This window comes from Helicobacter pylori, from assembly GCF_006440215.1.
In the GTDB taxonomy this organism is placed as follows: domain Bacteria; phylum Campylobacterota; class Campylobacteria; order Campylobacterales; family Helicobacteraceae; genus Helicobacter; species Helicobacter pylori_CS.
The window spans coordinates 89,442-100,887 of the sequence record NZ_VEZH01000005.1 but is presented as its reverse complement, the minus strand read 5'-3'; the positions used below and the strand labels follow the sequence as shown (position 1 = coordinate 100,887).

Here is an 11,446-nt window from a genome sequence, read left to right as displayed (position 1 = left end):
GTTGTATTTAGTGGGGGGGAGTCCTGGGGTGGGGAAATCCACTCTGCTTTTAAAAGTGGCTTCTGGCTTAGCCAAAAACCAGCAAAAGGTTTTGTATGTGAGCGGGGAAGAGAGCCTAAGCCAGATTAAAATGCGCGCCACTAGATTAGATTGCATAGAAAAAGAATTGTATCTGCTCAATGAAATCAATTGGCCTGTGATTAAGGCTAATATTGAAAGCGAAAATTATTTTGCTTGCGTGATTGATTCCATTCAAACGCTTTATTCGCCAGAGATTTCTTCAGCGCCCGGCTCTATTTCGCAAGTGCGAGAGATCACTTTTGAGCTCATGCGTTTGGCCAAAACAAGAAATATTGCTATTTTTATCATCGGTCATATCACTAAAGAAGGGAGCATCGCAGGGCCTAGGGTGCTAGAGCATATGGTAGATAGCGTGCTGTATTTTGAGGGCGATCCCAGTAGGGAATTAAGGATTTTAAGGAGTTTTAAAAACCGCTTTGGCCCTACGAGTGAAATCGGCTTGTTTGAAATGAAAGAGCAGGGTTTGGTGAGCGCTAAAGAAGCTTCAAGCTTGTTTTTTTCTAAAGAAGAGCCTATGGAAGGGAGTGCCATTACCATTACTTTAGAAGGCTCAAGAGCGTTGATTTTAGAGATTCAGGCGTTGGTGAGCGAGTGCAGTTTTGGAGCGCCCAAACGATTAGCGAACGGGTTTGACACCAACCGCCTTAACATGCTTATTGCTTTGTTAGAAAAAAAGCTAGAAATCCCTTTAAACCGCCATGATGTGTTCATTAATGTGAGCGGGGGCATTAAGATTAGCGAGCCGGCTTGCGATTTAGCGGTCATTGCCAGTATCCTTTCAAGCTTTAAAAACAGAAAAATTGACAATAAAACCGCGTTTTTGGGCGAAGTGAGTTTGAATGGCAGGATTTTAGAAGCCCCTAATTTGAACGCTAGATTGAAAGAAATGGAAAATTACGGCTTTTTAAAAGCCATTTTGCCTAAAAAACCCAGTCAAAAAACCTCTATCAAATGCTATGAAGCCAATGCGGTGGGGAAGATTGTTGAATGGATGTGATTTTAAATTTTGTTACCTAATAGAACAGAGCCTTATTAAAATTTAAACTCAATTTAAAGAACAACTATCGTTTTTTTTAGTTATAATGGCAGACACCATTAAAATTAAAACAAAGGTTATTCAATGAAAGTATTATCTTACTTGAAAAGTTTTTATCTTTTTTTAGCGATAGGAGCAATTATGCAAGCGAATGAAAACATGGGGGCTAAACACCCAAAAACCGATGAAAGAGTGATTTACTTGGCTGGGGGGTGCTTTTGGGGGCTAGAGGCGTATATGGAGAGGATTTATGGCGTCATAGACGCAAGCTCTGGTTACGCTAACGGCAAGACTTCAAGCACGAATTATGAAAAATTGCATGAGAGTGATCATGCTGAAAGCGTGAAAGTGGTTTATGATCCTAAAAAAATCAGTTTAGACAAATTGTTGCGTTACTATTTTAAGGTGATTGATCCGGTGAGCGTGAATAAGCAGGGTAATGATGTGGGCAGGCAGTATCGCACAGGGATTTATTATACCAATAGTGCGGATAAAGAAGTGATAGATCACGCCTTAAAAGCGTTGCAAAAAGAAGTGAAAGGCAAAATCGCTATTGAAGTGGAGCCTTTAAAAAATTATGTGAGGGCTGAAGAGTATCACCAAGATTATTTGAAGAAAAATCCTGGTGGTTATTGCCATATTGATTTGAAAAAGGCGGATGAAGTGATTGTGGATGATGATAAATACACCAAACCAAGCGATGAAGTTTTAAAGAAAAAACTCACCAAACTCCAGTATGAGGTGACTCAAAACAAACACACTGAGAAACCCTTTGAAAACGAGTATTATAACAAAGAAGAAGAGGGCATTTATGTGGATATTACCACAGGCGAGCCGTTATTTTCTTCAGCGGATAAATACGACTCCGGTTGCGGGTGGCCAAGCTTTTCTAAGCCTATCAATAAAGATGTGGTGAAATACGAAGACGATGAGAGCCTTAATAGGAAACGCATTGAAGTATTAAGCCGTATTGGTAAGGCGCATTTAGGGCATGTGTTTAACGATGGGCCTAAAGAATTAGGGGGCTTAAGGTATTGTATCAACAGCGCGGCTTTAAGGTTTATCCCCTTAAAAGACATGGAAAAAGAGGGCTATGGCGAGTTTATCCCTTATATCAAAAAGGGTGAATTGAAAAAATACATCCAGGATAAAAAAACGCATTAAGGGGTAATGACTAAGCCCCCTAATGGGGGTTTGAGCGTTTGGGTTATTTTAAAAACGCTAAAAACCGCCCACTGATTTATTCTTAACTATTCTTATTCAAAAAAAACAACCTCTATAAAATATTTTATTTCTTAAAAGAAGTCATTTAAAAAATGTATTTTTTGGTTTTGTTCTCATCAAATAAGGATAACTAAAACTTTTTATTTTTTTAAAAATGAGGTTTTTAATTTTATTTTTTGTTTCAAACTCATTTTTTAAGGGGGTAGGGGGTTATCCCATTACAACCCCCAAACTAAACCCCCCCTAACCCTAAAGAAGCGCTTTTTTAGAGATTATCGCTTGCTCTTAGAAAGCTTTTTGATATTAATTTTAAAAATGCCCTTGAGCATTTTTAGATTTTTACCCCATAATGAGCTTGTGTAAAGTCGCTAAAATGCTTAAAGCATAAATGAGGAGCAACAGGATTTTATGCACCTTTTCATTAGCCAAAGCAATGAGCTTGATGCCAATGCCCACGCCTAAAAACGCTCCAATACCGGTAATCACCCCCGCTTGAACGCTTATATCATCAAGAACCTTCCCGTTATAAAGAGAGATGACCCCGGATAAAGAAGCGAACACCACAAAAAATAGCCCCAAAGGTACGATTTTTTTAGAATCGTATTTCAAAAAATAGCCCAAAAACGGCACCATTAAAATCCCCCCACCCATGCCTAGCGGGATAGAAAAAATGCCGGTAACAAAACCGGCGAGCATCAAAACCCCATGCGTTCTGTCCATAGACACAAAAGGGATTGCGCGCTTTTTTTCTGGCGTTTTGTTATTCGCATGCAAATCAAAATGCATTTCTTCAAAATGCTTTGGCTTTTTGTTGCTAGAAAATGCGTATTTGATAAAGGTGTAGCACACCACCACCACAAACACAGCCATTAGAATTTTATCGTCAATGATTTTTAAGATAAAGCTCCCTAAAATCGCCCCCATTAGCCCTCCAAGTGCGGCAAATGAGCCTTCTCTCAAATCCAATAAGCCCTTTTTGTAATTGATGATAGAGCCGACCACCGAAGAAAAAAGCATTTGCATGAGCGAAATACCCACCGCATGGCCATAGCTAAAATGGGCAAAAATCGCGCTAGGGACGACAATCTCCCCCCCACCAATACCAAAAAACCCGGCGGTAATGCCGGTGAATAGCCCCACAAGAGCCAAAATAAACGCTGTTGATTCTTCCATAAAAAACTCCCTAAATTCTAAATGATTACTTTATCAAAAAAGAGTGATAATCTTTAAAAATTTTTCTTTAATGATTGCAAAAATAGGGTTTTGATCACTTTAATTTTATCGCTTGAGAGCGGTTGCAAGAGATTATCTAGGCTCTTTACTGCTTAATTTTAAAAATGCTTTTAAGCGTTTTTAAACAAGCCCCCTTTTTTAAAGAGGGTTTTTAGTAAGCAAACACATAATTGAGAAAAAGGCTATACATCCTTCTGTATTCTAGTTTCGCGCCCATGAAAGAATAATAGCTGGTGTTAATGGTAGGGATTTTAAAGCCTAGTTCAATGCCATGCTGAGCGGCATGATCGCTGTTTTTTTTCTTAGGCCTAGCGAGATTCATTCTCAAGCCTAAATCAAACAAAAATTGGAAATTAGAAGTGCTGACATTAGCGTTATAAATGCCATTCATCATGGTCAAATTCACTTGTTGGGAATTAAGCCATGAAGTGCCCGCTAACGCAAAGCCTCCAAAAAGCCCCACAGAAAGCTTGTTATTTTTGCCTAAGAAATTGGTGTTTTTATCGTTGATGAAGTTATAAAGAGCGTCCATACCCACCCCATAAGTCCACACATCAGAAGCGGAGTTAAAAAAATTAGATTTGATATAAGCATGGTTGTAATCAAAAAAGCCATAATACCTTAACCCCCAATTCCTTTTTTTACCAAAGAATTGCTTATAGCCCACTTGCACGCCGATCCCGTTCATCGCGCCGTTATTGTTTTGAAAGTCAATCACGCCGATGCGCCTGAAAGGGTTTTTGCCTAGTTCTTGCGCAGTGGTTTGGAGCTGGTTGTATTTGTTGGTATCCAAAGAATAAGTGAGTAGGTCTTCTGGGGAATTGGGGTTTTGAGTTGCATGCGTCATGTTTTGAAGAGATTTAGCGTTGGGCAAGTTAGAGATGCCGCTATTAATTGCTGTAGAATCTTTGTTTAGAGTGTTAAGGGCTTCTTTAAAATTCAAAATGGTTTGAGATAAAGCCTTATCCTGATTGACCTGGTTGCCGTAATAAGCGGTGTGTTGCTCCAAAGAGTTTAAAGTTTCTTTCACAAACGCGCAGCCTGAACCCCAAGTGTTATTAGTGATCACACCAGCCGATCCCGCTTTACATTCTTCCAAATCCCCTTGGATAGGCCCTTGAATGCTGTGGAAATTGTTTGCAACTTGTTGGGCTAAGCTTAAAATCTCTGCTTGAGCATTCGCTCTGTTGAGCATTTCTTGAGCGAATTGCTTGTTTTTAGAAGTGTAGGGGTTGAAATTGTCTGGTTGTGTGATTTGGGTATTTTCATTAGCGTTAAGCTGTTTAGTCTTTTCTAAAACGGCTTGAGCGTTTTTAATCATCTCGTTAATAGCGTTAAAAGAAGGGCCAAAAATATCCATCACATTCCCAGGCGTAGAACTCAACCCCCACGCTTTACCGCCATTGCTCGTTTGCACATGCGGGTTTTGAGTGGTAAGAACTTGCATGATAATAGCGGCTTGTTGCAAAAGGTATTCAGCGTTATTGTTGTATTTCACTCGTATCGTAGGCGAGAATGCTGATCCGCCTGAATAAGAGATTGGGATCTCTTTCCCATTCTCTTTATAATAATGCTCTATGATATTGTTTTGTGTAGTGGTCTTATAATTGGTCTGTTGTATGTTGACTACCCCTGTTTTGGTGGTGTCGTTCAAGGCAGGCATCCCGCCTCCTTGACTTTGGTTCAAAGCGGTTTGGATGATTTGATAAGCTTGGTTGAGTTTTTGGTATTCGTCAATGGATAGAATACCATTGGGACCTGTCCCATACGCTTGATTGCAAGTGGTGGTTGTCCTATTAAGGGCTGGTGTGTTACCAAACGATTGATAGCTTTGATTGTTGGTAGGGCCAGGGCCACAGCCAATAAAAAGGGCTATGACTTGCCACATGCCAACAGCGGCATTGAGCGCTAAAGCCACAGCTTGATAGGCTGGGGAAGTGGTGGTAGCACTGGTGAGGTTGATCGCGCTTGAGCTTAGATTGCCAATCGCACCCGTGATCGCGCTCGGTGTGCTGGCTAGATTGACTAAGGAATTGAGATAGTTGTATTGGTTTAAAAGGTTGCTTAAGTTATCGTATCTGTCCGCAAGGTTTTGCAACGCTCCAGTGTTTTTCACTTTTTGAACCGCTTCACCGATTTGATAGCCCACGCTCATGTAAAATCCATCGTCTTCAGCTCTTGATAATGAAGCTATGAGAGAAAGAGAGAGCAAGAGGGATTTTTTGATTTTCATGTTTTCTCCTTTTAATAGATTTTTCTTTCACATTCCCATGACATTCCCATGATAGCCATGTTTGTGAAAGTTCGCCATTTTACCATAAAATGCTTATTCTTAACTTAAATTTTATATTTTGAAAAAAAAAAAAACGATTTTAAGTATTTTTTACCATAAAATATTTAAGAAAGCTTAACGCTAAGAAAAATTTTATTGGTTTGAAATTGGTTTTTAAGTCTTATAATCAAGCCATTCTAACAAGAAAGAAAGGCATGTTTGAAAAGATACAAAAAGAATGGCTGAGCAACATTCAAAAAGATTTGTTGTCTGGTTTTGTGGTGGGGCTTTCTGTGATCCCAGAGACGGCCGGCTTTGCGATCATGGTGGGTTTAGATGTGGGCGTGGCGTTTTATACGACCTTTTACATGGCTTTTGTTTTGTCTCTTTTTGGGGCTAGAAAGGCGATGATTAGCGCAGCGGCCGGATCAGTGGCGCTCATTTTAGTGGGCGTGGTTAAAAACTATGGGCTTGAATACGCGGGCGTGGCGACTCTTATGGCAGGGGTGTTACAAATTCTTTTAGGCTATTTGAAAATAGGGAATCTTTTGAGGTTTATCCCTCAATCAGTGATGTATGGCTTTGTGAACGCGCTAGGCATTTTGCTTTTAATGGAGCAATTCAAATTCCTTCAAAACCAAAATTTAGGGGTGTTTATTTTACTCGCTATTGGGATATTGATTATTTATCTTTTCCCTTTAATCACTAAAAAAATCCCCTCTAATCTGATTTGTATCCTTATAGTGAGCGCGATCGCTTTAATTTTTGATACGCATGCGCCGAATTTAGGGAGCATTGAGCAAGGAGTTTCAGGCTTTCATTGCATCATTATCCCCAAAAATTTGGATTTTAAAATGGTGGTAGGGTTGTTGCCTTACGCTCTTTCTTTAGCGCTAGTAGGCACGATAGAAAGTTTATTGACCGCTAAAACTTTAGATATTATTTTAAAAGACGGCGTGAGCGATAAAAATAAAGAAACTAAAGCGCAAGACTTGGGGAATATCATCTCAGGGCTTTTGGGGGGAATGACAGGGTGCGCTTTAGTGGGGCAGTCTATCATCAACGCAAAATCTGGGGCCAAAACCAGGCTTTCTACTTTTTTTGCCGGCTTCTCTTTAATGGTGTTAGTGCTAGTGTTTAATGAATATGTGGTTAAGATCCCCATTGTGGCGGTTGTGGCGGTGATGGTGATGATTTCTTTCACCACTTTTAATTTCCAATCCGTTATGAACATTAAAAAAATCAAGCTCTATGACACGCTGAACATGCTCTTAGTCATGGCGGTGGTTTTATACACGCATAATTTAGCGATAGGGGTTGTGGTGGGGGTGTTAGCCAATGCGTTATGGATCAAATCAAAAGGGATTGCATGAAGTTTTGCTATAAAAAGTTAGGTAGTTAAAAGTATGGCTCCAGATGTAGGATTCGAACCTACGACCAAGCGGTTAACAGCCGCCTACTCTACCGCTGAGCTAATCTGGAATTTCGCTCAAAAACAAAAAGAAATTTTAGCGTGTTTTTTGTAAAAAGTCAAGTAAAACGATGCCGTTATTCATTGAGAGCCAAAAAGAGAGCCAAAAAATTGGCTTTGTCCTCATTAGTAATGAGAACCGATTCAATATCAATAAGCCAAAACATAATTGAAATACACGCTATAAAGTCTTCGGTATGCTAATTTAGCGCCCATGAAAGAATAGTAATTCGTGTTGATGGTGGGGATTTTCACGCCTAATTCAACGCCATGGTGAATCCCTTGAAGCCTTAAACCGGTATTGAATAAGAATTGGAAATTAGTGTTGTTGATCTTAGCGTTGTAGATGCTAGTGGTGGTTTTTAAATTCACCAATTGGGAATTAAGCCATGTCGTGCCGGCTAATGCGATGCCTCCAAAAATGCCAAAAGAGACTTTGCGGTTTTTATCGGATCCGCCATTGATGAAATTCAATAAAAGATCGCTGCCGGCGCCATAAGTGAAAACATTGGAAGCGGAGTTAAAAAAGTTGGATTTGATATAGGCATGGTTGTAATCAAAAAAGGCATAATACCGGATCCCAAAAAATTTATTTTTCCCAAAAAATTGCTTATAGCCTAATTGCACGCCCACGCCATTCATCGCCCCATTATTGCTTTGAGAATTGATTAACCCCACGCTTCTAAAGGGGTTATGGCCAAACTCTTTGGTGGTGGTTTGGAATTGGGAATATTGAGTTTCATTGAGAGAATAACTATAGCTAGAACGGCTCACCAAACCTTGAAACCCTTTAGAATCGGGCGTTTTTTGAAGGGTGTTATAGATGGTTTCTAAATTGTCCCCTTTGAGGTAAGAGATAGTGTCATCAATAACGCTTGAGACTTGATTAAGGTTTTTATTAAAATCAGCGTTGTTAAACGCGCTTTGTTGGTTTGCGCCTTGACTTGGGTCAGTTCTTCTAAATTGCTCGGCGGCTTTTTTAGCGCTATCAATCATGCTAGTAATAGCGCTAAAGGTGCTGCCAAAAATAGTGCATGCGTTCCCGCTTGCATTAATGCCCCATGGTTTGCCATTGCCTCCGTCTATTCCTGGGCATTGGCTTTGAAGGGTGCTAATAATGGTGCTAGCTTGAGTTAAAAGATGGTCATAGTCATTATCAATCGTGAGTTCATTGTTTTTATTTTCTAGGGTATTTTGGAGCAATTGAGAAATCGCATTGATTTCGTTGTATTTATCAGTGGGTAGCGTGCCATTGGCTAAATTAGAGGCTACCACTTGCCACATGCCCACCGCAGAGCTGAGCGCTGAGGATACGGCTTGATTAGCGGTATTAGGGGCCGTTTTTAATCGGCTAGCACTCTCTTTTAGATTGCTAATCGCTTGAGCGGTGCTTGAATTGGTGTTAGAGGCCGTTTGTTTGAGTTCGTTATAGCGGGTTAAAAGATTGTTTAAATTTTCGTAAGCGTTGGAGACTTTTTGGATTTCGCCGGTGTTTTTCACCATTTGAGCGGCTTCGCCGATTTGATAGCCCACGCTCATAAAAACGCCGTCATTTTCAGCCAGGAGCGGTGAAACCATAAGAGAAAGTAAAATCGTTTTTTTCATAAAATGTTCCTTAAAGTAATGTTTTATTCGTAAAATCGTATCAAATTGAAACTTTATTTACAATGAATTTAAATTGTGCCATAAATTTATTGAATTTTTAATAAAATTGAGCGAAAATTAACAAATTGTGCTTTTTTTTGGATTTAAAAAAAGGTTTTTGAATGGTGGAAAATGCTTTGAGCGCTTTTTAAAATTTAGCGCTCAAAGGAGATTGGGGTTAAAAATTTTCAAAGCGTTTTGCAAATCTTCTTTGGTGTCAATGCCCACGCTTTCACTTTGAACGATTTTCACTGCAATCTTTTTTTGATAATACAAAGCCCTTAATTGCTCTAATTTTTCTATTTCTTCTAAAACGCAAGGTTTTAAAGCGCATAATTCTTCTAAGATTTCTTTATTGTGGAAGCCATAAATACCGATATGCCCTAAAAGGGGGGTTTGGCGTTTTATATCAGCGTCTCGTAAAAAGGGGATAAGGGAGTGCGAAAAATACAAGGCGTTATTTTGGCCATCTAAAACCACCTTGACTAAATTAGGGCTTTTGGCTCGCTCTTCATCAATGGCTTTAGCGCAAGTCGCCATGAAAGGGGCGTTTTTGGTGGCTTCTAATAACGCTAAAATGACCTCTTTTTCTAAAAAAGGCTCATCGCCTTGCAAATTTAAAACCCTTTCATCGTTTTTTAACCCTAAAATTTGCGCCGCTTCCAAACAGCGTTCCGTGCCGCTATTATGGTGTTTGGAAGTTAGCACCGCTTTAATGTGGAATTTTTGGCATGTTTGCATGATGCTTTCATCATCGCAAGCGACTACGCATTCATCTACTAGATTCGCATTTTTAGCGCAACGCACTACCATAGGCAAGCCAAAAATATTTTCTAGCACTTTATTTTCAAAACGACTGGATTTTAATCTGGCAGGAATGATAATCATCTTTAAACCTTTTTAAGCCTTGTGAAAATAGGGGATTTTTATGGTATTATACCCATTAAAAGCTTATTCCTTTTTAAAGGGTTTAGGCTATTGAACTTTAGGAGTTTTAATGATATTAAGAGCGAGCGTGTTGAGCGCGTTACTTCTTGTAGGCTTAGGGGCAGCCCCTAAACATTCAGTTTCAGCTAATGACAAACGGATGCAGGATAATTTAGTGAGCGTGATTGAAAAACAGACCAATAAAAAGGTGCGTATTTTAGAAATCAAACCTTTAAAATCCAGTCAGGATTTAAAAATGGTCGTTATTGAAGATCCGGACACTAAATACAATATTCCGCTTGTAGTGAGTAAGGATGGTAATTTAATCATAGGGCTTAGCAATATCTTTTTTAGCAATAAAAGCGAAGATGTGCAATTAGTCGCAGAAACCAATCAAAAAATCCAAGCCCTTAACGCTACCCAACAAAATAGCGCGAAGTTGAACGCTCTTTTTGATGAAGTGCCGGCTGATTATGCGATAGAGTTGCCCTCTACTAACGCTGAAAATAAGGATAAAATCCTTTATATTGTTTCTGATCCCATGTGCCCGCATTGCCAAAAAGAGCTCACTAAACTCAGGGATCACTTGAAAGAAAACACCGTGAGAATGGTTGTAGTGGGGTGGCTTGGAGTCAATTCAGCTAAAAAAGCGGCTTTGATCCAAGAAGAAATGGCGAAAGCTAGGGCTAGGGGAGCGAGCGTGGAAGATAAGATCTCTATTCTTGAAAAGATTTATTCCACCCAATACGATATTAACGCCCAAAAAGAGCCTGAAGATTTACGCACTAAAGTGGAAAATGTTACTAAAAAGATTTTTGAATCTGGCGTAATTAAGGGCGTGCCTTTCTTATACCATTATAAGGCATGATATAAGGTTGCTCTCATGAAAAAACCCTACAGAAAGATTTCTGATTATGCGATCGTGGGTGGTTTGAGCGCGTTAGTGATGGTAAGCATTGTGGGGTGTAAGAGCAATGCTGATGACAAACCAAAAGAGCAAAGCTCTTTGAGCCAAAGCGTTCAAAAAGGTGCGTTTGTGATTTTAGAAGAGCAAAAGGATAAATCTTACAAGGTTGTTGAAGAATACCCCAGTTCAAGAACCCACATTATAGTGCGCGATTTGCAAGGCAATGAACGAGTGTTAAGCAATGAAGAGATTCAAAAGCTCATCAAAGAAGAAGAGGCCAAAATTGATAACGGCACGAGCAAGCTTATCCAGTCTAATAATGGAGGGAGTGGAGGGAGTAATGAAGGCTCAGGCTTTGGCTTGGGGAGCGCGATTTTAGGGAGCGCGGCGGGGGCGATTTTAGGGAGTTATATTGGCAATAAGCTTTTCAATAACCCTAATTATCAGCAAAACGCCCAACGGACCTACAAATCCCCACAAGCTTACCAACGCTCTCAAAATTCCTTTTCTAAAAGTGCACCCAGCGCTTCAAGCATGGGCACAGCGAGTAAGGGACAGAGCGGGTTTTTTGGCTCTAGTAGGCCTACTAATTCGCCGGCGGTAAGCTCTGGGACAAGGGGCTTTAACTCATAATTTAATCTATTCAAGGCT

Annotated in this window: 9 protein-coding genes and 1 tRNA gene; 5 read left to right on the top strand and 5 right to left on the bottom strand. The window is 39.8% G+C overall.

From position 1 onward, the window contains the following. Together radA and msrB are read left to right on the top strand one after the other, a co-directional pair. Positions 1–1,078 (top strand): DNA repair protein RadA (gene radA / locus FIM44_RS03655; protein ID WP_140472072.1); only part of this gene is annotated, 1,078 nt, incomplete at its 5' end. Positions 1,079–1,201: 123 nt separating this feature from the next. Further along, positions 1,202–2,281, top strand: coding sequence for a peptide-methionine (R)-S-oxide reductase MsrB (gene msrB, locus FIM44_RS03650; protein WP_140579123.1), 1,080 nt, complete (start codon positions 1,202–1,204; stop codon positions 2,279–2,281). A 399-nt stretch (positions 2,282–2,680) separates the two neighbouring features. On the opposite strand, the gene FIM44_RS03645 is transcribed toward msrB, so the two are convergent. Both FIM44_RS03645 and hopM read right to left on the bottom strand, forming a co-directional pair. Next, the gene (locus tag FIM44_RS03645) at positions 2,681–3,514 is read right to left on the bottom strand and encodes a sulfite exporter TauE/SafE family protein (protein ID WP_140579122.1); all 834 of its coding nucleotides are present in this window, start codon (positions 3,512–3,514) and stop codon (positions 2,681–2,683) included. 211 nt (positions 3,515–3,725) lie between these two features. Then, the gene (gene hopM, locus FIM44_RS03640) at positions 3,726–5,807 is read right to left on the bottom strand and encodes a Hop family outer membrane protein HopM/HopN (RefSeq protein WP_274595360.1); all 2,082 of its coding nucleotides are present in this window, start codon (positions 5,805–5,807) and stop codon (positions 3,726–3,728) included. 254 nt (positions 5,808–6,061) lie between these two features. Here hopM and FIM44_RS03635 point away from each other — a divergent pair, with 254 nt between their 5' ends. Then, positions 6,062–7,219 carry a SulP family inorganic anion transporter gene (locus FIM44_RS03635; RefSeq protein WP_140579126.1) on the top strand — a complete coding sequence of 386 codons (1,158 nt, stop codon included), beginning with the start codon at positions 6,062–6,064 and terminating at the stop codon, positions 7,217–7,219. 34 nt (positions 7,220–7,253) lie between these two features. On the opposite strand, the gene FIM44_RS03630 is transcribed toward FIM44_RS03635, so the two are convergent. The 3 genes from FIM44_RS03630 to kdsB form a co-directional block, all read right to left on the bottom strand. Continuing rightward, positions 7,254–7,328, bottom strand: a tRNA-Asn gene (locus tag FIM44_RS03630). Between the two features lie 139 nt (positions 7,329–7,467). Beyond that, positions 7,468–8,922, bottom strand: coding sequence for a porin HopA (hopA, locus tag FIM44_RS03625; protein WP_140579121.1), 1,455 nt, complete (start codon positions 8,920–8,922; stop codon positions 7,468–7,470). 201 nt (positions 8,923–9,123) lie between these two features. Further along, the gene (gene kdsB / locus FIM44_RS03620; RefSeq protein ID WP_140579120.1) at positions 9,124–9,849 is read right to left on the bottom strand and encodes a 3-deoxy-manno-octulosonate cytidylyltransferase; all 726 of its coding nucleotides are present in this window, start codon (positions 9,847–9,849) and stop codon (positions 9,124–9,126) included. Between the two features lie 109 nt (positions 9,850–9,958). Here kdsB and dsbK point away from each other — a divergent pair, with 109 nt between their 5' ends. Together dsbK and FIM44_RS03610 are read left to right on the top strand one after the other, a co-directional pair. Continuing rightward, on the top strand, positions 9,959–10,756 hold the full coding sequence (gene dsbK / locus FIM44_RS03615; RefSeq protein ID WP_140579119.1) for a protein disulfide-isomerase DsbK: 798 nt from the start codon (positions 9,959–9,961) through the stop codon (positions 10,754–10,756). 15 nt (positions 10,757–10,771) lie between these two features. Beyond that, positions 10,772–11,428, top strand: coding sequence for a UPF0323 family lipoprotein (locus tag FIM44_RS03610; protein ID WP_140579118.1), 657 nt, complete (start codon positions 10,772–10,774; stop codon positions 11,426–11,428). Positions 11,429–11,446: the final 18 nt, after the last annotated feature.

Bases quoted from the DNA above. Each gene is read 5' to 3' on its own strand.
- msrB (WP_140579123.1), top strand. From the start codon at position 1,202: ATGAAAGTATTATCTTACTTGAAAAGTTTTTATCTTTTTTTAGCGATA.
- FIM44_RS03645 (WP_140579122.1), bottom strand. From the start codon at position 3,514: ATGGAAGAATCAACAGCGTTTATTTTGGCTCTTGTGGGGCTATTCACC.
- hopM (WP_274595360.1), bottom strand. From the start codon at position 5,807: ATGAAAATCAAAAAATCCCTCTTGCTCTCTCTTTCTCTCATAGCTTCA.
- kdsB (WP_140579120.1), bottom strand. From the start codon at position 9,849: ATGATTATCATTCCTGCCAGATTAAAATCCAGTCGTTTTGAAAATAAA.
- FIM44_RS03610 (WP_140579118.1), top strand. From the start codon at position 10,772: ATGAAAAAACCCTACAGAAAGATTTCTGATTATGCGATCGTGGGTGGT.
- FIM44_RS03635 (WP_140579126.1), top strand. From the start codon at position 6,062: ATGTTTGAAAAGATACAAAAAGAATGGCTGAGCAACATTCAAAAAGAT.
- hopA (WP_140579121.1), bottom strand. From the start codon at position 8,922: ATGAAAAAAACGATTTTACTTTCTCTTATGGTTTCACCGCTCCTGGCT.
- dsbK (WP_140579119.1), top strand. From the start codon at position 9,959: ATGATATTAAGAGCGAGCGTGTTGAGCGCGTTACTTCTTGTAGGCTTA.